At 65.1% G+C, this 19,819-nt stretch carries 12 protein-coding genes; 3 read left to right on the top strand and 9 right to left on the bottom strand.

Annotation, left to right across the window (positions count from 1 at the left end; translation table 11 throughout):
• The first annotated feature begins 414 nt into the window (after positions 1–414).
• Positions 415–1,704: an EAL domain-containing protein gene (locus tag EPN59_RS06795; protein ID WP_293036486.1), complete on the top strand. Its 1,290-nt coding sequence runs from the start codon at positions 415–417 to the stop codon at positions 1,702–1,704.
• 114 nt (positions 1,705–1,818) lie between these two features.
• Here the strand turns inward: EPN59_RS06795 and EPN59_RS06790 are convergent, their stop codons facing one another.
• The 3 genes from EPN59_RS06790 to EPN59_RS06780 form a co-directional block, all read right to left on the bottom strand.
• Positions 1,819–3,264, bottom strand: coding sequence for an HDOD domain-containing protein (locus EPN59_RS06790; RefSeq protein WP_293036488.1), 1,446 nt, complete (start codon positions 3,262–3,264; stop codon positions 1,819–1,821).
• Between the two features lie 48 nt (positions 3,265–3,312).
• Positions 3,313–5,202, bottom strand: coding sequence for a GGDEF domain-containing protein (locus tag EPN59_RS06785; protein WP_293036480.1), 1,890 nt, complete (start codon positions 5,200–5,202; stop codon positions 3,313–3,315).
• A 334-nt stretch (positions 5,203–5,536) separates the two neighbouring features.
• Positions 5,537–5,740 carry a hypothetical protein gene (locus EPN59_RS06780; RefSeq protein WP_293036490.1) on the bottom strand — a complete coding sequence of 68 codons (204 nt, stop codon included), beginning with the start codon at positions 5,738–5,740 and terminating at the stop codon, positions 5,537–5,539.
• Between EPN59_RS06780 and EPN59_RS06775 the strand changes: the two genes are divergently transcribed.
• Positions 5,724–6,287 (top strand): peroxiredoxin, encoded by a 564-nt coding sequence (locus EPN59_RS06775; protein WP_293036482.1) that lies wholly within the window; start codon positions 5,724–5,726, stop codon positions 6,285–6,287. The two genes, EPN59_RS06780 and EPN59_RS06775, sit on opposite strands and share 17 nt — an antisense overlap.
• A gap of 185 nt (positions 6,288–6,472) precedes the next feature.
• Here EPN59_RS06775 and EPN59_RS06770 read toward each other — a convergent pair whose 3' ends face one another.
• From EPN59_RS06770 to EPN59_RS06750, 5 genes are all read right to left on the bottom strand, one after another.
• Positions 6,473–9,784: an efflux RND transporter permease subunit gene (locus EPN59_RS06770; RefSeq protein ID WP_293045743.1), complete on the bottom strand. Its 3,312-nt coding sequence runs from the start codon at positions 9,782–9,784 to the stop codon at positions 6,473–6,475.
• Positions 9,785–9,788: 4 nt separating this feature from the next.
• Positions 9,789–12,938 carry an MdtB/MuxB family multidrug efflux RND transporter permease subunit gene (locus EPN59_RS06765; protein WP_293036313.1) on the bottom strand — a complete coding sequence of 1,050 codons (3,150 nt, stop codon included), beginning with the start codon at positions 12,936–12,938 and terminating at the stop codon, positions 9,789–9,791.
• Between the two features lie 6 nt (positions 12,939–12,944).
• Complete coding sequence (locus EPN59_RS06760) at positions 12,945–14,321, bottom strand: MdtA/MuxA family multidrug efflux RND transporter periplasmic adaptor subunit (RefSeq protein WP_293036311.1); 1,377 nt, start codon at positions 14,319–14,321, stop codon at positions 12,945–12,947.
• A 332-nt stretch (positions 14,322–14,653) separates the two neighbouring features.
• Positions 14,654–14,821 carry a hypothetical protein gene (locus EPN59_RS06755; RefSeq protein ID WP_293036308.1) on the bottom strand — a complete coding sequence of 56 codons (168 nt, stop codon included), beginning with the start codon at positions 14,819–14,821 and terminating at the stop codon, positions 14,654–14,656.
• Between the two features lie 813 nt (positions 14,822–15,634).
• Positions 15,635–16,837, bottom strand: a complete 1,203-nt coding sequence (locus EPN59_RS06750; protein ID WP_293036305.1) for an ammonium transporter — start codon at positions 16,835–16,837, stop codon at positions 15,635–15,637.
• A gap of 457 nt (positions 16,838–17,294) precedes the next feature.
• On the opposite strand from EPN59_RS06750, the gene EPN59_RS06745 reads away from it, so the two are divergent.
• Positions 17,295–19,073 carry a sensor histidine kinase gene (locus EPN59_RS06745; RefSeq protein ID WP_293036302.1) on the top strand — a complete coding sequence of 593 codons (1,779 nt, stop codon included), beginning with the start codon at positions 17,295–17,297 and terminating at the stop codon, positions 19,071–19,073.
• A 50-nt stretch (positions 19,074–19,123) separates the two neighbouring features.
• Here EPN59_RS06745 and EPN59_RS06740 read toward each other — a convergent pair whose 3' ends face one another.
• The gene (locus EPN59_RS06740; RefSeq protein ID WP_293036300.1) at positions 19,124–19,705 is read right to left on the bottom strand and encodes a DJ-1/PfpI family protein; all 582 of its coding nucleotides are present in this window, start codon (positions 19,703–19,705) and stop codon (positions 19,124–19,126) included.
• Positions 19,706–19,819 lie beyond the last annotated feature (114 nt).

Raw genomic sequence — 19,819 nt, 5'->3', positions numbered from 1 at the left:
CGCCGTTCCGATGCACATTCAACATGCCGTCACATCGTCGCACACGGCTTTGGTACGTTGCGCGCGCATGCTTTTGGGTGGTTTGCGCCGCGCGGCACACATGCGGCCTTTCGGATATTGAATCAGGCAGGCCGGATTTCTCACTATCGCGTGTGCAGCGGCGCACGGATCGGCCTGGCATCCACGCAACAATTTGCGCAAACGCACGTGCCTGAACGTTGTCCAGAACGGACATTCTCCGGCCTTGATCCGCCTATGCCCGTACAATGCCGCAGGTAGAATCCACACGATGAGTGTCCGCCGGCGCGCATGAAGCGTGGGCGCGGTGCAAACGAATCTGAGAACCATGCGCCGGCAAATGTGCGGCGTGTCGCAGGGGACCCCATGAGCTACAACGACGCAGATCGGCCGCCGATGCCAGGCGCTGTGGGAGAAAAGCCGCCGGCACCGCAATACGAAGTCTATTTCGGCCGTCAACCCGTGCTGGATCGCGACGGCATCTTGTGCGCCTTCGAGATGGTGCCGCGCGTCGTTGATCTGCGTGAAAACCGGGACAAACCGGGCCGTCCGGGCGCGGCGCTGGCCAAGGCGTTTGCGGCGCAGCCCGTGCGTGCGGCGTTGACCGGGCATCGCGGCTGGCTGGACGTCACGCGCGAGGCTCTTTTCGACGATGCGCTGCTGCTCCTGCGTCCCGATCGCGTGATGTTGGAGTTGCCGTGCGATATCGAGTGCGATCCGGCGCTCATCGCGCGCCTCGTCCAGTTGCACGGGCGCCGCTTCCGTTTTCTGCTCGATCACGTCACCGAGGCCGACGACTCGTTCGCGAAGCTGCTGCCGTACGTCGAGGCGGTCAAGATCGATCTGCACAGGGTCGCGCCTGACATGGTGGCGAAATTCGCGGGCGTGCTGAAGTCGGCGGGCAAGCTGCTCGTCGCGATGGGCGTGGAAAGCCAGCATGACTTCGAGCGCGCGCACGCGCTCGGCTTCGACCGCTTCCAGGGCTATTTCTTCGCGCATTCGCACGCAGGCGCACGCCGCGCGAGCGCGCCGCGCCACGCGCTCCTGCATCTGCTGCAACTGCTCGCATCCGATCCGACTGTCGCGCAGCTCGAAACCGAGTTGAAGCTCAATCCGATACTCGTGATGCACATCATGCGGCTCGCGAATTCAACGAGCTTCGGCATCGGGCATAAGGTGACCACGCTGCGCGAGGCAATCAACGCGACGGGCACGGACCGCCTTCAACGCTGGACGCAGTTGCTGCTTTATGCCGATGGCCGCAAGGTGTCGCTCGAAGACGATCCGCTGCTGCAACTCGCGGCCACGCGCGCGCGGTTCCTGGAAATTGCGGCAATGCGCTTGCCGAACGCGCGGATTGCCGAGCAGGAAGCGGCTTTTCTCGCGGGCGTGTTCTCGTGCGTGGATGCCGTGTTCGGCGGTCCGATCGACGAAACCATCGACCTGCTTTCGATTGCGCGTCCGATTCGCGCAGCCATCGTGAACCGGGAGGGTTCGCTCGGTCAGTTGCTGAACGTGATACAGGCGCTCGAACGCGGCGACTGGGCGCGTCTCGACGAAATGTGCGCGCCGCTCGCGCCGTTCACGCCTGGCGAGGCGGCGGCAATCGCACTCACGGCAGCGGAATGGGCAGGCATGGCCGACCGCGACGCCGAATCCCAGGGGCTCGAACGCATCGAAGATTGAGGCTGGAAGGCCGCGGACACGGCAGCCGCGGCAACGGGAAGGGCGGCGCGCGGCGCCGCTTTTTTTTCGGCAGGCGGACGCGCGTCTGCGGCCGCCGCTTTACGATTGAACGGCTCAGGCCGTATCGGCTGAACTGCGTGCGAGAAAGCGCGCAAGCTCGTAGGCGAGCTCATTGAGCGCGTTCATTTCCGTCTGTGAAATCCGCCGCGGTTCCTGCGTGTCGAGCCAGTCGCCGTAGAGGAGGGCCACCGGCCGTTCGCCCGGCACGCCGACCGGCAACAGGACGAATGCGCGCGCATCGCCGAATGTCGAGCGGTACCAGCCGGGCAGCCGGGAGATCATCTTCGGAGCATGCGCGTCTTCGATGAAGATGCCGACCGAATTCGCAATCGCCAGATGGAACACGTCGGGCTGGAACGCGGCGCTGAAGCGCAGTTTCGGCAGCATGCTCTCGATGCCGGGGCCGAAGCCGCGTTGCGCCGCGAACACGTCTGCGCCCTGGCGCACGAACACGACCGTGCGCGCAAAACCGAGTCCGGCGAGCACCGTTTCGTTCGCGAGCGTGAGCGCCGTGCTGAACGGGCTGTCGGGCGGCAGCGCGCGCAAGTCGACCACGCCTGCCGCAATGCGCGCTTCGACGTTGAGCGATTCGCGCGCGATGGCGTCGGCGTTCGCGTGCAATTCGTTGATTTCGTGCATGACGCCGCCGTTGGCCTCTTCCTTCGCGAGTGCGAGGCTCATCTGCGCGAGCAAGTCGGCATCGGTGGACAGTGCGCGGCCGTAGACCTGCGCGAGATCGGTAATGTTGGATTCACGCTCTTCTTCGGTGAGGTTCGCCGTGGTGAGCACGCTCGCAACCTCGCTCGAATAGTTCGTGATCGCGCGCAGCCACTGCCCCTGGCGCGATTCGTTTTCCTGGGGATCGTAGTCGCCCATGCCTTCGCGGATCATTTCGGGCAGCCGCCAGCGCGTCGCGGCCTCGCGGCCGAGTTCGTCGAACGTGACGCCGAGCACTTCGAGGCACGCGTCGTCCTCGGTTGCGCCTCCGTCGCACTGGCGGCGAATCTGGTCCCACTCGGCTTCGAGGTAGAACACGACGAGCAGCTTGCCCACCTGGCGCATCAGCGTGCAGACCACGGCTTCTTCGCCCGCGCGCATGTCGCCGTTTTCCGTGAGCTTGCGCGCGACGCAGCCCGAAAGCATGGTGCGGTTCAGTTCGAGCTTCGCGTCGATGCGGCGCGGCGCGCTGTGATGAAAGTGGTCGACGATCTTCAGGCCCACCACGAGGTGGCCGACGGCATCCATGCCGAGCACCATCAGCGCGCGGGTGATCGTCGTGATGTTGCCGCCGAACGCCATGTACATGGCTGAATTCGCGAGGCGCAGCACCTTTTGCGTCAGCGCGAAGTCGGAGAGCACGACGCCCACGAGCGCATTGAAGTCGAAGTCGTCGTTGGTCATTGCGGCGACTGTGGTGCGTAGCGACTGCGAAAGCATGGGGAAATCTCCACGCTCATTTATGCGCGCCCACAGCCGGTCGAGCAGGACTGCCTTTACCATCTGAACCATGTCAATTCCGCTAATGCCCAGTCTTGTTGTGTGCTGCCATCAATGCACCTCGTGGACATGGAGCGTACGCATTTCGAAGCGCTTCGCCAGTTCCTCGGAGGGGAGCGCCTTGCACACAAGCCAGCCCTGAATGTGATCGCAGCCCATCTTCGTGAGCAGATCGCGCTGCGCCTCGGTTTCGACGCCCTCGGCGACGAGTTCGAGATTGAGCGTGCGCGCGAGGCCCACCACGGCGTTGACGATTGCCTGATCGTTGCGCGAGGTGAGCAGGTTCTCGACGAAGCTGCGATCGATTTTCAGTTTCGACAACGGGAAGCGCTGCAGATACGCAAGACTCGAATACCCGGTGCCGAAATCGTCGACGGCGAACCGGATGCCGAGCGCCGTGATTTCTTCGAGCAGCGCCTTGGCGCGCAGGGGATCGTGCATGAGCAGGCTTTCGGTGATCTCGAACACGAGCCGGTCCGGCTCGATTCCCGACAGCTCGATGGCCTCTTGCACGCTTTCCTTGAATCGCGGGTTGCGGAACTGCTGCGGCGACACGTTGACCGCCACGTACTGCAATGAAATGCCCTGCGTGTCCCATTGCTTCAATTGCATGCAGGCCGCCTTGAGCACCCAGTTGCCGAGATAATTAATCAGACCGACCGATTCGGCAAGAGGAATAAATTTCGAAGGCGGCACGAGCCCGTGCAACGGATGCTGCCAGCGGATCAGCGCCTCCACGCCCACGACGCCGAGCGTCGTGCTGCTCGTGATCGGCTGGAAGTGCAGGGAGAACTCGCCGTTGCGCACGCCGTCGTAGAGATCGGATTCGAGCTTCAGCTGCTGCGCGTCGCTGGGGTCGTTGTCGGGGACGTGCAGCATCAGCGTGTTGCCGCCCGCGGCCTTGGCCTGCTGCAGCGCCTGGTCCGCGCGCCGGATCAACGGCGTGTTGTCGGTTTGCATGGCGTCGTCGCCGACCGTGCGCTGGGCCGGATGGAACGCAATGCCGATGCTGGCCGACAAGTGCACCGGCTGGGTGCGGAACGTGTACGGCTGCAGGATCGAGGTGAGCAGCCGCCGTGCGAGCGTTTCGGCATCGCTGCGCGCGTCGCTCGGGTCCGTATGCGGCTGCGGCGCGATCACGATTGCGAATTCGTCGCTGCCCGTGCGTGCGATCAGCTCGCCCTGTAGCGCGAGGTGGCCGAGCCGCCGCGCCGTCTCGCGCAGCAGTTCGTCGCCCGCTTCGTAGCCGAGCGCGCGGTTCACGCGCTGATAATCGTCGATGTCGAGCAAGAGCAGCGCCACCGGCGCGCCATGCAGGTCGGCTTCGGTTTGCAGGCGCTCGAGTATGGGCCCGAGCGCCGTCTGGTTCGGCAGGCCGGTCAGCAGATCGTGGTGCAGCGCATGCGTGAGGCGCTGCTCGGCCCGTTGCCAGGTCGACACGTCGAAACCCGCGACCGCGAAACCGTCCTTGTCCGCGTAGGACGCTCGTTGCACGCGCAACTCGACCGCGAGCGGATAGGTGAGCGCTTTCACGAGATGCACCGTGTCTTTTTCGATGGCGCCCGTCATGGTCGCGCGGTCGAACAGCGCGTCGAGGCGCAACTGGTGCTCCGGTGCGACGATGTCGTGCAGGGTGGCGCCGAGCAGATATTCGCGGTGATACCCGGCGAAGCGCAGGCTCGAATCGGAGACGTAGAGGAAGCGGAGGTTGCGGTCCAGATGAACGAGGAAATCGACCGCGCTTGCGGTGTCCTCGAACGCGCGCGAGGCGGTATCCGGATACGCATGCGCCTGTGGATTCGCCGGCTCGTGCGCGGGCGGCGGGGTGGTGGCTACGGGTGCAAGCGGGTCGCTGGCAGAGCGACGGGCAAGTGCGCGTAGCCGATCGACGACCGTGCGCATCCGGCCCGGACGGGATGCCGTAATCCTGTTTGCTTCCATGTCTGTCGCTGACAACCCTTATTCCATGCAGCCTGTCTGTCGCGTGCGTCGCATCGCCGGATGCCCCAGGAACCTGGCGGAGCATTTTACATCTGGCTAAAACGCATATCAGAACGAGTTATCGACCACGAATCGAAAATCTTTAGCGCATGGCAGGAAAAACACTGATGAGCCGTTCGGGCGCGCCGCGTGGCGCACGCTCATGCGGATTCGCACGAGGCGGCGCAGCGGCGGGCCGTGCGCCGCGCGACGGGCTGATGTGGCGCGCAATGCGCCATGAGCACGGTTGCGGCGTGCGGACGCAGGCGGCGCTCAGGCGAGACTCGGGTGAAACTCAGGTCGCACCTGGCTGCGGCATTGGGTCGCCGACATTTGCATCGATGCGGGTGACGCCGGAGCGTGGCGCGACGGCGTGGCGCCCTTCTGCGAGTTCGATCATTGTGTGATCCAATGACGCCATCGTCGGCTGCGCAGGCACGCGCCATGCGCGAAGTTGACGACACATGGAAAGGATGACCGACATGAAACCCAGATTCATCGCGTTAGGTGCAGCAGTGCTCATGAGCGCAGGAGTCGGGTTGTATGCGCTCAGCGCCGAGGCCACGCTGAAGCCTGGCGACCCGGCACCGGACTTTACGGCCCAGGCTTCATTGGGCGGTAAGACTTACACGTATTCGCTCGCATCGGAATTGAAAAAAGGACCGGTGGTGCTGTACTTCTATCCGGCGGCCTTTACAAAGGGTTGCACGATCGAAGCACACGAATTCGCAGAAGCCGTCGACGAATACAAGAAGTACGGCGCGACGGTGATCGGCGTGTCGCACGACGACATTGGGACGCTGACGAGGTTCTCGGTGAGCGAGTGCCGCAGCAAGTTCCCGGTGGCCGCCGACGAAGACTCGAAGATCATCAAGTCGTACGACGCCTCGATGCCGATGTATGCAGCCATGGCCAACCGCGTGTCCTATGTGATCGCGCCGGACGGCAAGATCATCTATGAATACACGAGCCTCGCGCCCGACCAGCATGTGGCGAACACCCTGCGCGCCTTGAAGGAGTGGAGTGCGCAACATTCCCAGCAGTAAGTCTCGCGGCTAATCTTGCGGCCGTTGCGCTGGCTGCGTTCATCGCGCGGCAAAACGTTGGGCGCGCATCTTTACGCTCGCCATGGCCCAGCGTCTTTGAAGCCTCTGAAGTCGCTGAAGCCTCTGAATGAAGAAGGGCGGCCGACGGGCCGCCCTTGCCATATGAAGCAGACTAACGCACACGCTTACTTCGCCACTGCGGGCGCGGGCCGTCCGCGCTTCTGATCCCACCAGACCCGCAGCCGGTCCATATACAGATAGACGACCGGCGTCGTATAGAGCGTGAGCATCTGGCTCACGATCAGCCCGCCGACGATCGAGATGCCGAGCGGCGCGCGCAGCTCCGCGCCTTCGCCGCGCCCGAACGCGAGCGGCAGCGCGCCGAGCAGCGCCGCGCAGGTCGTCATCATGATCGGGCGAAACCGCAGCGAGCAGGCCTGATAGATCGCGTCGCGCGAGTTGAGGCCCTCGCGCGACGCCGCGATGGCGAAGTCGACCATCATGATCGCGTTTTTCTTGACGATGCCGATCAGCAAAATCACGCCGATCAGCGCGATGATGCTGAACTCGGTATTGAAGAGCAGCAGCGCGAGCAGGGCGCCCACGCCCGCCGAGGGCAGCGTCGAGAGGATCGTGAGCGGATGGATATAGCTCTCGTAGAGAATGCCGAGCACGATATACACGGCGGCGAGCGCGGCGAGAATCAGCAGCGGCTGGTTATCGAGCGACTGCTGGAACGCCTGCGCCGTGCCCTGGAAGCTGCCGTGGATGGTCGGCGGCACGCCGATCCGGGCCATCGTGTCGTAGACGACCTTGGTTGCGTCCGAGAGGGATTTGCCGGGCGGCAGGTTGAACGAGATCGTGGAGGAGACGAACTGGCTCTGGTGATTCACGGAGAGCGGCGTCGTGCCCGGCCCGAACGAGGCAATCGCCGAAAGCGGAACCATCGTCTCCTTCGCCGTCGAGACGGCTGAGCCCGACGACGCACTCGACTTGCCGCTCGCCGCGATCGAATTGATCGCGAGATTGCGCGCGGAATCGGCGGCGATGCTGGCCGCGCTCGCTGTCGCGTTTGTTACTGTACTTGCCGCCGTGCCGCCCGAGCGCGCGCTCGTGACCGGGCCGCTTACCGTGCCCGCCGTCGCGTTGGTGCTCTGCGCGCCGCTCGCCGAGCCCCCGGCCGTGCTGATCCAGATGTCGTTGAGCATGTCCGGGCTCTGCCAGTACTTCGGCGCGACTTCCATCACGACGTGGTACTGGTTGAGCGGGTTGTAGATGGTCGAGACCTGGCGCTGGCCGAACGCGTCGTAGAGCGTGTTGTCGATCTGCGAGGGCGTGATCTTCAGGCGTGCGGCGCTCGCGCGGTCGATGTTGATCTGCGATTCGAGGCCGCCTTGCTGCTGGTCGGAGTTGACGTCGGCGAGTTCGGGGCGCGCCTGCAGTGCCTCCGTGAGCTTCGGCCCCCACTTGTAGAGGTCCGCCGTATTGTCGGAGAGCAGCGTGAACTGGTATTGCGCGTTCGATGCGCGGCCACCGACGCGGATGTCCTGCACCGCCTGCAAGAACGTGCGCGCGCCGGCCACGTGCGAGAGCGGGCCGCGTAGTTGCGCGATCACCTGATCGGCCGAGAGCGTGCGCTCGCTTTTCGGCTTCAGCGAGACGAACATGAAGCCGAAGTTGGTGGCGCGTCCACCGGAAAATCCCGCCACCGAATCGACTGCCGGATTGGCCTGGACGATCCGCATCATTTCCGTGAACTTCACTTTCATCGCCTGGAACGACGTGGACTGATCGGCCTGGATGCCGCCAATCAGCCGCCCCGTGTCCTGTTGCGGGAAAAAACCCTTCGGCACGATCACGTAGAGCGCGACGTTCAGCGCAATGGTCGCGATCAGCGTGAGCAGGATCAGGACCGGATGCGCGAGCGCCCAGCCGAGCGTGCGCTCGTAGCCGCGCTGCAGGCGCATGAAGCCGCGGTCGAGCCACTGTGCGAAGCGTCCTTCGGCCTGCCTTTCGTGCGGCTGTTCGAGCAGGCGCGAGCACATCATGGGCGTGAGCGTGAGCGAGACCGCGAGCGAGACGGCGATGGCGAGCGACAGCGTGAGCGCGAATTCGCGAAAGAGCCGCCCGACAATGCCGCCCATGAGCAGAATGGGCAGGAACACGGCGACGAGCGAAACGCTGATCGACAGCACCGTGAAGCCCACTTCGCGCGCGCCGAGCAGGGCGGCCTGCATGCGCGGCACGCCTTTTTCGATGTGGCGCGAGATGTTCTCAAGCACAACGATCGCGTCGTCGACGACGAAGCCGGTTGCGATGGTGAGCGCCATCAGCGAGAGGTTGTCGAGCGAGAACCCCATGAGGTACATCGCCGCGAAGGTGCCGATGATCGAGATCGGCACGGCCACGCTCGGAATGAGCGTCGCGCGCCAGTTGCGCAGGAACAGGAACACGACCATGACGACGAGCGCCACGGCGATCATCAGCGTGCGCTCCGTGTCCTTGAGCGAGGCGCGGATCGTCACCGAACGGTCCGCGGCGGGCGTCACGTCGACATCGGCGGGCAGCGACGCCTTCAGCCGCGGCAAGAGCGCGATCACGCGGTCCACCGTCTCGATGATGTTCGCGCCGGGCTGGCGGTACAGGATCACGAGCACGGAGCGCTTGCCGTTGGCAAGGCCGATGTTGCGCAGGTCTTCCACGGAGTCGACCACTTCGCCCACGTCCGCGAGCTTGACGCCCGCGCCGTTGCGGTAGGCGATCACGAGATCCTTGTACTGGTCCGCCTTGCTCGCCTGGTCGTTGGTGTAGAGCTGGAAGCGCTGCGGGCCGAATTCGATGGCGCCCTTCGGGCTGTTCGCGTTGGCCGACGCGAGCGCCGCGCGCACGTCTTCGAGGCCGATGCCGTAGTGAAACAGCGCGTGCGGCTCCAGTTCGACGCGCACGGCCGGATTCGCCGAGCCGCTCACGTCGACTTCGCCCACGCCGTCCACCTGCGAGAGCGACTGCTGCAGCACCGTCGCCGCCGAATCGTAGAGCTGGCCCGCCGAGAGCGTGGGCGAGGTGAGCGCGAGGATCAGGATCGGCGCGTCGGCGGGATTGACCTTGTGGTAGGTCGGGTTCTGCCGCAGGCTCGTGGGCAGATCCGCGCGCGCCGCGTTGATGGCGGCCTGCACGTCGCGCGCGGCGCCGTCGATGTCGCGGTTCAGGCCGAACTGCAACGTGATGCGGGTGTTGCCGACCGAGCTCTGCGAGGTCATTTCGCTGACGTCGGCGATGCTGCCGAGGTGGCGCTCGAGCGGGCTCGCCACGCTCGTCGCCACGGTCTCGGGGCTCGCGCCGGGCAGCGCGGCCTGCACGGAGATGGTCGGGAAGTCCACCTGCGGCAACGGCGCGACAGGCAGCTTCGTGAACGCGAAGATGCCGGCGAGCGCGATGCCGAGCGCGAGCAGCGTCGTCGCGACGGGGCGGGCGATGAACGGGCGGGACAGGTTCATCGCGTCATTGCTCCGCGGGCGAGGACGGCGAGGAGGGCGGCGCTGCTGGCGACCCGTGCGATCCCGGCGAGCCACCGAAGCGGTTCCGCAGGCGCCGCGCGATCGAGTCGAACGCGAGGTAGATCACGGGCGTCGTGAAGAGCGTGAGCGCCTGGCTCACGATCAGGCCGCCCGCAATCGCGATGCCGAGCGGCCGGCGCAGCTCCGAGCCCGCGCCGCTGCCGATGATGAGCGGCAGCGCGCCGAGAAGCGCCGCCATCGTCGTCATCATGATCGGGCGAAAGCGCAACAGACACGCCTGATAGATCGCCTCGCGCGGCGGCTTGCCTTCCTGGCGTTCGGCTTCGAGCGCGAAGTCGATCATCATGATCGCGTTCTTCTTCACGATGCCGATCAGCAGCACGATGCCGATGATCCCGATGATGTCGAGATCATGGCCCGTGAGAATCAGCGCGAGCAGCGCGCCGATGCCGGCCGAGGGCAGCGTCGAGAGAATCGTGATCGGATGGATGAAGCTCTCGTAGAGCACGCCGAGCACGATGTACATCGTCACGATGGCCGCGAGAATCAGGAACAGTTCGTTCGACAGCGACGCCTGGAAGGCGAGCGCCGCGCCCTGGAAGCGCGTCTGGAACGACGCGGGCAGGCCGATGTCCTGCTCGGCCTGCTGGATCGCCTTCACGGCGGCGCCGAGCGATGCGCCGGGCGCGAGGTTGAACGAGATCGTCGTGGCCGGGAACTGCGACAGGTGCGTGACGAGCAGCGGCGCGGAACGCTCGTGGAACTTCGCGATGGCCGAGAGCGGCACCTGGCCCGTGGTCGAGGTCGAGGACGGCAGATAGATCGCGTTGAGCGCGTCGGTGTAGTGCTGCAATTGCGGATCGGCTTCGAGAATCACGCGGTACTGGTTCGACTGCGTGAAGATCGTCGAAATGATGCGCTGGCCGAAGGCGTCGTAGAGCGCGTTATCGACGGTGGCGGGCGTGATGCCGCAGCGCGCCGCGCTCGCCCGGTCGATCTCGATGAACACCGACTGGCCCTGGTCCTGCAGGTCGGTCGCGACGTCGGCGAGTTCGGGCGCCTGCTGGAGGCGGCGCACGAGCTTCGGCACCCACGTCGTGAAGTCGCCGATATTCGGCGTGGTGAGCATGAACTGATACTGCGTCGGGCTCACCGTCGAGTCGATCGTCAGGTCCTGCACCGGCTGCATGTAGAGCGTCGCGCCCGGAATGTGCGCCACGCGCGCCTGCAGCGTGCGGATGATTTCGCTGGCCGTCTCGCTGCGGTCGTCGCGCGGCTTCAGGTTGATCAGCATGCGCCCGCCGTTGAGCGTGATGTTCGTGCCGTCCACGCCGATGAACGAGGTGAGGCTCTCCACGTTGTCGTCCTTGAGGATCTCGGCGGCGAGCGCCTGCTGGCGCCCGGCCATCGAGGCGTACGAGACCGACTGCGGCGCCTGCGTGATCGCCTGGATCACGCCGGTGTCCTGCACGGGGAAAAAGCCCTTCGGCACGACGACGTAGAGCAGCGCCGTGAGCACGAGCGTGAACACGGCGACCACGAGCGTCATGCGCTGGTGGTTCAGCACCCATTGAAGCGCGACGCCGTAGCGGCCGATCACGTAATCGAAGAAGCGGTGCACGCCCGCCTCGAAACGGCGGGTTTCGCCAGGCGGCGTGTGGCGCAGCATCTTCGCGCACATCATCGGCACGAGCGTGAGCGATACGATGGCCGAAATCACGATGGTCACCGCGAGCGTGATCGCGAATTCGTGGAACAGGCGGCCCACCACGTCGCCCATGAAGAGCAGCGGAATCAGCACCGCGATCAGCGAAACCGTGAGCGAGATGATCGTGAAGCCGATCTGCTTCGAACCCTTCAGCGCCGCTTCGAGCGGACTGTCGCCTTCCTCCACGTAGCGCGCGATGTTCTCGATCATGACGATCGCGTCGTCGACGACGAAGCCGGTCGCGATGGTGAGCGCCATGAGCGACAGGTTATCGAGCGAGAAGCCGAACAGATACATCACGGCGAGCGTGCCGATCAGCGAGAGCGGCACCGAAAGGCTCGGAATCACGGTGGCGTACATGTTCGCGAGGAACAGGTACATCACGAGCACGACCAGCACGACGGACATCAGCAGCTCGAACTGGACGTCGCGCACGGAAGCGCGAATGGTCGTCGTGCGGTCGGTGACGATCTGCACGTCGAGCGATGCGGGCAGCGATTCCTGCAATTGCGGCAGGATCGCCTTGATGTTGTCCACGACCTGGATCACGTTCGCGCCCGGCTGGCGCTGCACGTTCAGGATGATCGCGGGCGTGCTGTTCACCCAGGCGCCGAGCTTCGTGTTTTCCGCGCCCGGCACGATCTTCGCGACGTCCGTGAGCATGACGGGGCGGCCGTTGCGGTAGGCGATGACGGCGTTCTGGTAGGCGTTGGCGTCGGTGAGCTGGTCGTTCGCGTTGATCGTGTAGGCGCGCGTCGGGCCGTCGAAGTTGCCCTTCGGCGTGTTGACGTTCAGGTTCGAGATGGACGTGCGCAGATCGTCGAGATTCAGGCCGTAGGCCGCGAGCGCGCGCGGATTCGCCTGGATGCGCACGGCCGGGCGCTGGCCGCCCGAGAGGCTCACGAGGCCCACGCCCGCCACCTGCGAGATCTTCTGCGCGAGGCGCGTATCGGCGAGATCCTGGATCTCCGTGAGCGGCAATGTTTTCGAGGTGATCGCGAGCGAGAGGATCGGCGCGTCGGCGGGATTCACTTTCGCGTAGATCGGCGGCGCGGGCAGGTCGGAGGGCAGCAGGTTGCCGGCCGCATTGATGGCGGCCTGGACTTCCTGCTCGGCGATGTCGAGCGGCAGATCGAGGCTGAACTGCAGCGTGATCACCGACGAGCCCGCCGAACTCTGCGACGACATCTGGTTGAGCGACGGCATCTGCCCGAATTGACGCTCGAGCGGCGCGGTCACCGACGAGGTCATCACTTCGGGGCTCGCGCCCGGGTAGAAGGTCTGCACCTGGATCGTCGGGTAATCGACTTCGGGCAGGGCGGACAGCGGCAGAAAACGCAGCGCGACGAGGCCGACCAGCATGATCGCCGCCATCAGGAGGGCGGTGCCGACCGGGCGCAGGATAAAGGCGCGGGAAGGATTCATGCTGGCTTACTGCGCCTGTGCCTGCGATGCGGGGTGGCCGCGGTGCGCGCCCGAAGCGGTTGCTGCTCCGGCTGCTCCGGACGCGCCGGGTGTTCCGCTCGCACCCTTCGCGCCGCTGGCATGCTTCGGATGCTCGGCGGGGATCGTGATCTTCGAGCCTTCGCGCAGGCGGTCCGAGCCGTCCGTCACGACGCGCTCGCCCGCTGCGAGCCCCGACGCGATGCTGGTGCGTTCGCCGTCGACCGGGCCGACCTTCACGATGCGCACGGTCACGGTGTTATCGGGCTTCACGACGAACACGTAGCGCCCCTGCGAGCCGTTGAGCACCGCCGAGGTCGGCACGATTACCGCGTTGTGGATCGTGTCGACGAGCAGGCGTGCGTTCACGAACTGGTTCGGAAACAGCATCTGGTCCGGGTTCTGGAAATTCGCGCGCAGCTTGACCGTGCCCGTGGTGGTGTCGATCTGGTTGTCGAGGGTTTGCAGATAGCCGTTTTCGAGCTGCGTCGTGTTGCTGCGGTCGTACGCGGTGACCGGCATCTTCTTGCCCGAGTGAAGCTGCTTGAGGATGGCCGGCAGGTTGTCTTCCGAGGTCGTGAAGATCACGCTGATCGGCTGCAACTGCGTGAGGACGACGATGCCGTTCGTATCGCCGGGCGTCACGTAGTTGCCCGCATCGACCTGACGCAGACCGACGCGGCCCGACGTCGGCGCGGTGATGCGTGCGTAGGTGAGATTGAGCTTGAAGGTGTCGATGTTCGCCTGATCGGACTTGACGGTGCCTTCGTACTGCTTCACGAGCGACGCCTGGGTATCGACCTGCTGGCTCGCGATCGAGTCCTGCGCGAGCAGGGTCTGATAGCGCTTCAGGTCGAGGCGCGCGGTGGCGAGCAGGGCCTGATCGCGCGCGAGCTGGCCTTGGGCGTTCGCGAGCGAGATCTGGTACGGGCGCGGGTCGATCTGGGCGAGCACGTCGCCCTGTTTCACCATCTGGCCTTCCTGGAAGTTCACGGCTTGCAGCGTGCCGGAAAGCTGCGTGCGCACGGTGACGCCGGCGAGCGGCGTCACCGTGCCGAGCGCCGTGATGACGATCGGCATATCGCCGTTCGCGGCGCTCGCGACGCTGACGGGCTGCGCCATGTTCGCCATCGCGCCCGGTCCGCCGTGGCGCGCGCGCGCGCTGCTGGCCGCGCCCGCGCCACCCGCGCCGGAGGGCGCCTTGTTCCACGGCTGCCAGCGCACCAGCACGATTCCGGCGACGACGAGTGCGGCGGCGAGCACGATGAGCTTGCCGCGACGGCTGCGGGGGGCGGGAGAGGCGGCAGTTGACGGGGCGGGCGTTTCTCGACGGGGCGGTTCCGGGTGCTTGTCTTGGTGATCCATCGGGCGGTCGGTACGGAGCAGACGGGTTGAGCGGTTGTTTTGTGCGGCGCCGCACATGCGTGCGCCGTTGCGGTGTGCCGATGCTACGCGAAGTGCGCGTAAGGTTAATGTCAGGCGCGACGGCGATGACGCGCGCTCGAAGTGCACTTGATGCGCGCGCCTCGCGTGGCGGACGAAGGGCAACCGCAGTGGGGGCAGGCGGTGTGCGGGCCGGGGTGGCCGCGCTGTAAAAACATGATGCTAGTCGGCGCCTCCTTCAGCGTCCAGTCGCCTATCTTTCAAGACGTTACGGCGGTTACACCCGTTGTAGCCGCGGTGTAAGGGGAGGTTTGTCAGGCTCGATCGCCGATGGATGCCGGGGGTGCCGAGCCGCCGATTTCGGCGGCGGTGATGCAGCGCATCACGGCGAGGCAGCGCGCAAGCGCTGTGACTTCGTCGGCTGAACTGTCTTTGTTACGTATCGTTTCGGTGCGTTCTTGCAGGTCGATATTGGAAGTCATTCAAGGTGAGCCTGCGTTTTTTGAAACAGCATTTCGATTTGCAATCTCGCTGCCTGGTCCGGCCTGCGGTCGAGACAGAGCACACCGATAAAAGGTGAGCGATATTGTCAGGTATTTCGTCAGCTAATTGTAACGAGCGCGTCGCGCTTCATAGATCGTGCAATCAGGCGCGAATCTGCTTGACTTGGTCAGTCGATCAGTAAAAAATGCAACATTATTTCGGTAAAGCCCCGCAACACGCGGGGTTTTTATGTGCCGCGAGGTATGCATTTCGCATTGATTAAGCTGTGTATCGAGTGAACGCATTGAGCGAATGCATTGCCGGGCGGGCGCTGAATATCGTCTCTCAGGTTCTAGCACGGCCCTCGGAATGGCTAGAACTTTTAGGTGCGTCACGCTAACGCGTGACGCTTTTTTTTTATTCCCTGTCGTGGCCCAAGACAACCTCAGTAGCCCTTATTTCCTGACCATGCCGCCCTGATTGCCGTCATTTTGCACGTGCGATGCGGGGATTATCAAAAGCACTGCCGTTGATTCTGGTCATATTCGAAAACCACGCCCGGAAGCGATGGATGCGTAATAAACACGCAATACGCGCACAACAAAAACGCAACGAATATGCAATAAAAGCGCGATCAAAACGGTGGTGCAGAAAAGCGGGGGCGGAATCAGGGTGGCGGCGGGCGAACCGCCGCCCGGTGCGTGATGGACGCACCGCAAGAGGAGACGATGTGAAAAGCTCGGTGAAGAGCGAGAACAGCGAACCGCCGCGCAGTGCCGCGGCGGTTCGCCCGCATGCCGATGACGGCTATATCAGAAAACCGACTCGCGCTCCGGCGTCGCCGTGATCTTGTGGATGGACAAATCGGTGCCGCTGAACTCTTCTTCGCGATCGATGCGCAGCCCGACCGTCAGCTTGAGCGCGCCATACACAATCGTGCCGCCGAGCGTCGCCACGACGATCCCGCCGACCGTTCCCGCCACCTGCGCCCAGAACGACACGCCGCCCATGCCGCCGAGCCAGTGCTTGCCGAAGATGCCCGCCGCGATGCCGCCCCATGCGCCGCACAGCCCGTGCAGCGGCCACACGCCGAGCACGTCGTCGATGCGCCAGCGGTTCTGCACGCACGTGAACATATAGACGAACAGCACGCCCGCAACCGCGCCTGTCGCGAGCGCCCCCAGCGGATGCATGAGGTCCGAACCGGCGCAGACGGCCACGAGCCCCGCGAGCGGCCCGTTGTAGGTGAAGCCCGGATCGTTGCGGCCCGCCATCCACGCGGCGAGCGTGCCGCCCACCATCGCCATGAGCGAATTGACGGCGACGAGCCCGCTGATCTTGTCGATGCTCTGTGCGCTCATCACGTTGAAGCCGAACCAGCCTACCGTGAGCACCCACGCGCCGAGCGCGAGAAACGGGATGTTCGAAGGCGGGTGCGCGGCGATGCGTCCGTCACGCGTATAGCGTCCGTGGCGCGCGCCGAGCATGATCACGGCCGGCAAGGCCACCCAGCCGCCGAACGCATGCACGACCACCGATCCGGCGAAATCGTGAAACTGCTCGCCGAACAGGTGCGTGAGCATGTCTTGCACGCCGAACCGTCCGTTCCAGACGATGCCCTCGAAGAACGGATAAATGAATCCGACGATCACGAAAGTCGCGAAAAGCTGCGGATTGAACTTCGAGCGTTCGGCGATGCCGCCCGAGACGATTGCGGGAATCGCCGCCGCGAAGGTGAGCAGGAAGAAGAACCGCACGAGGGCATAGCCGTTGTGCGCGGCCAGCACGTCCGCATGCGCGAAGAACTGCACGCCGTAGGCGATCGTGTAGCCGATGAAGAAATAGGCGATCGTCGAAACCGAAAAATCGACGAGGATCTTCACGAGCGCATTGACCTGGTTCTTCTTGCGCACGGTGCCGAGTTCGAGGAACGCGAAACCCGCGTGCATCGCGAACACCATGGCAGCGCCGAGCAGCAGAAAGAGCGTGTCGGCGCCATTCTTGAGATTGTCCATCCTTGCGTCCTGCGGTTGCCCAAAAAGAGCGCATTCTGAGCAAGATGCGGGCCAGGTTCGTGCCAAAGCGGTGAATCCGGTGAACCGGGCCTGTGGTGCATGGCATTACAGCGGTGCGCGCATGCACCGCGCCGGATTCCGGCCTGGTGCGCGCCGGCTGTCGTGCACGGGGCGCGTCGGCACAATTCCAGTGCCGACGATCGAAGATGGGGAGGCGATGCGCCAGATCGGGGCGATCTATTCCATTTCCCTTTCTCGATGGGCCGATTGTCGGGAAATCGCAATATTCGCGTCGCGGTGTGCGCGATGACGACCGATGCGTGCGCGAAATCGGTCGAATGTGTGGATCGCGTGGACCGCACATGGGGCGCACATAGGGCGCACATAGGGCGCAAACGCCGACATAATGGACGAACCCAGTTTCCCGTCGTCCGGAAGCTCCGAACCGGCTCATGGCATGCGACTCACGACAAAAGGATTCCTGCTGATCGCGATTCCCGCTGTATTCGAGCTGACGCTGCTATCGGGCATCGTGAAGGCCGAGGCGGATGCGGAAGCCGCGGATCGCTGGAGCCAGCACAGCCAGAACGTGCTCGCGCAGGCGGCGCGCGTGCTCGAGCCGGTCCTCATCGAATCGGTGCGGCTGCGCGGGGCGGTGGCGGCAGGCGACACCGCATTCACGACGCCGGTTGCCACGTGGATGGAGGTCGACCGGCGCATCGACCGTCTCGCCGAACTCGTCTCCGACAATCCCGGCCAGGTCGAACGCGCCGTGCAGATCCGCCAGGCGGTGCAGAACTACCGGCAATGGTCGGACCGTATTCAGGATCTGCTGCATTCGCGGCGGCACGGCGATCTGACCGAGTACTTTCGCGAGCTTACGGCCGCCGACGTGCTCGATCGTGTGCGCGCGCAGGTGACGTCGTTCCAGACCGAGGAGCGGCGGCTCGACGTGATGCGCGTGACGGAGGCCGAGGTCGCGCGCGCCCAGCAGCAGACACTCGTGATGGCGGCGGTGGTGGGCTCGATCGTGCTGGTCGCGCTTTCGGTGTGGCTTTTCACGCGGGGCGTGCGCGGCCGGCTCAACGCGCTCTCCGACAACGCGAGCCGTCTCGCGGGCAATGAACCGCTCGCGCCGCTCTCTGGCGGCAACGACGAAATCGCGCATCTCGATCTCACGCTGCATCAGATCAGCCGGCGTCTGATCGAGGCCGAGCGCATGCGCCTCGGTTTTCAGGCGGACCTTGCGCGCCGCGCGGACCAGCTCGCGCACATCAACGAAACCCTGCGCCAGCAGACCCAGGAAAACGAGATGTTCATCCATAGCGTGTCGCACGACCTGCGCGCGCCGCTCGTGAACCTCCAGGGTTTCTCGCGCGAACTGAACCACGCCTGCGACGACCTGCGCGCCCTCGCTGCGCGTTCGTCGCTCGGGCCGCAGGCGCGCGAGCACGTCGAGCGCCTGATCAACGAGGAGATCGGCGAGGCGCTGCATTATCTGCAGACTGCCGTGCTGCGCGCGTCGCACATCATCGACGCGCTACTGCGCCTCGCGCGCGTGGGGCGCGTCGAGTACCGGCGCCAGCGCGTCAACGTGCAGGAACTGGTGCAGCGCGTGGTCGATGCGATGCACGGCTCGATCCGCGCCCGTGGCGCGCAGGTGAGCGTGCGTACGCTGCCGGACGTATGGGGCGATCCGACTGCGCTCGAACAGGTCTTCGGGAATCTGGTCGGCAACGCGCTCAACTACCTGGAGCCGGCGCGCGACGGGCGCATCGAGATTGGCACGACGCCTTCGCCGCCCGGCGTCGAGTCGCTGCAGATTTTCTACGTGCGCGACAACGGGCTCGGCATTCCCGAAGTCGCGCTGCCGCGGCTTTTTCAGGCGTTTCAGCGCATGCACGGCAACGCGGTGCCCGGCGAGGGCATCGGGCTTGCGCTCGTGCGGCGCGTGGTCGAGCGCCATGGCGGGCGTGTCTGGGTGGAGTCGCTGGAGGGGGAGGGCACGACATTCTATTTGTCGCTACCCGATGCGCTGGCGTTCGTGCCGCCCGCGCCCGGCGAGGCGGCGCAGCTTGCTGCGACTGCGGAGCTTGCGGCAGACGGTGCGGCGACGTGGAGCGCCGCCGGGGCGGGCAGCGAGCCGGGGAACCCGGCAGACGACGAACGCGCCGTGCCGCCGCCCGGTCCCGCTGCCGCGCTGCGGCAGGCGGGTGGACCGCCGGAAAGCGTCTAGCCGCCGCCGAGCAATCCGTTATCGGCGAGCGTGCTGTGACGCCGTGCGCGTTACGGCTCGATGCGGGTGCCGAGGAGCACGAGAAACTGCCGCAGCCATTCCGGATGCGCGGGCCAGGCCGGGGCGGTGACGAAGGGGGCGTCGGTGACGGCGCCGTCGATCGGAATCTCGGCATACTCGCCGCCCGCCAGCTGCACTTCGGGCGCGCAGGCCGGGTACGCGGAGATGCGCTTGCCGCGGATCACCTCGGCGGCGGCGAGCAGTTGCGCCGCATGGCAGATCGCCGCGATCGGCTTGTTTGCGCGGGCGAAGTGGCGCACGACGTCGAGTACCTTCGGATCGAGCCGCAGGTACTCGGGCGCGCGGCCGCCCGCGATGGCGAGGGCGTCGTAGCTGGCCAGTTCGATTTCGTCGAAGGTGGCGTTGAGCGCGAACTGGTGGCCGGGTTTTTCGGTGTAAGTCTGGTCGCCCTCGAAATCGTGAATGGCGGTCTTGATGCGCTCGCCCGCCTTCTTTCCGGGGCACACGGCATCGACGCGGTGACCGATTGCCTGCAGTGCCTGGAACGGCACCATCGTTTCATAGTCCTCGGCAAAGTCGCCGGTGAGGAAAAGTATTTTCTTGACTGCCATCGCATGACTCCTCGGTTGGATAGGTTGGGACACATCGATCGCCCGGGCAGTCTACCTCAGCGTGTTTGACACTTGTCTGCCGTGCGCAATGACTGCTTCGCCGACATTCGCGCT

The sequence above is a fragment of the Paraburkholderia sp. genome, from assembly GCF_004298475.1.
GTDB lineage: Bacteria > Pseudomonadota > Gammaproteobacteria > Burkholderiales > Burkholderiaceae > Paraburkholderia > Paraburkholderia denitrificans.
The sequence above is the reverse complement of the archived record's forward strand: the minus strand, read 5'-3'. Positions and strand labels throughout refer to the sequence as shown.

What these genes read in the sequence shown, in the direction of transcription:
- EPN59_RS06760 (WP_293036311.1), bottom strand. Translation starts at nt 14,321, where the DNA reads ATGGATCACCAAGACAAGCACCCGGAACCGCCCCGTCGAGAAACGCCC.
- EPN59_RS06765 (WP_293036313.1), bottom strand. Translation starts at nt 12,938, where the DNA reads ATGAATCCTTCCCGCGCCTTTATCCTGCGCCCGGTCGGCACCGCCCTC.
- EPN59_RS06770 (WP_293045743.1), bottom strand. Translation starts at nt 9,784, where the DNA reads ATGAACCTGTCCCGCCCGTTCATCGCCCGCCCCGTCGCGACGACGCTG.
- EPN59_RS06795 (WP_293036486.1), top strand. Translation starts at nt 415, where the DNA reads ATGCCAGGCGCTGTGGGAGAAAAGCCGCCGGCACCGCAATACGAAGTC.
- EPN59_RS06780 (WP_293036490.1), bottom strand. Translation starts at nt 5,740, where the DNA reads ATGAATCTGGGTTTCATGTCGGTCATCCTTTCCATGTGTCGTCAACTT.
- EPN59_RS06775 (WP_293036482.1), top strand. Translation starts at nt 5,724, where the DNA reads ATGAAACCCAGATTCATCGCGTTAGGTGCAGCAGTGCTCATGAGCGCA.
- EPN59_RS06785 (WP_293036480.1), bottom strand. Translation starts at nt 5,202, where the DNA reads ATGGAAGCAAACAGGATTACGGCATCCCGTCCGGGCCGGATGCGCACG.
- EPN59_RS06745 (WP_293036302.1), top strand. Translation starts at nt 17,295, where the DNA reads ATGCGACTCACGACAAAAGGATTCCTGCTGATCGCGATTCCCGCTGTA.
- EPN59_RS06750 (WP_293036305.1), bottom strand. Translation starts at nt 16,837, where the DNA reads ATGGACAATCTCAAGAATGGCGCCGACACGCTCTTTCTGCTGCTCGGC.
- EPN59_RS06755 (WP_293036308.1), bottom strand. Translation starts at nt 14,821, where the DNA reads ATGACTTCCAATATCGACCTGCAAGAACGCACCGAAACGATACGTAAC.
- EPN59_RS06790 (WP_293036488.1), bottom strand. Translation starts at nt 3,264, where the DNA reads ATGGTAAAGGCAGTCCTGCTCGACCGGCTGTGGGCGCGCATAAATGAG.
- EPN59_RS06740 (WP_293036300.1), bottom strand. Translation starts at nt 19,705, where the DNA reads ATGGCAGTCAAGAAAATACTTTTCCTCACCGGCGACTTTGCCGAGGAC.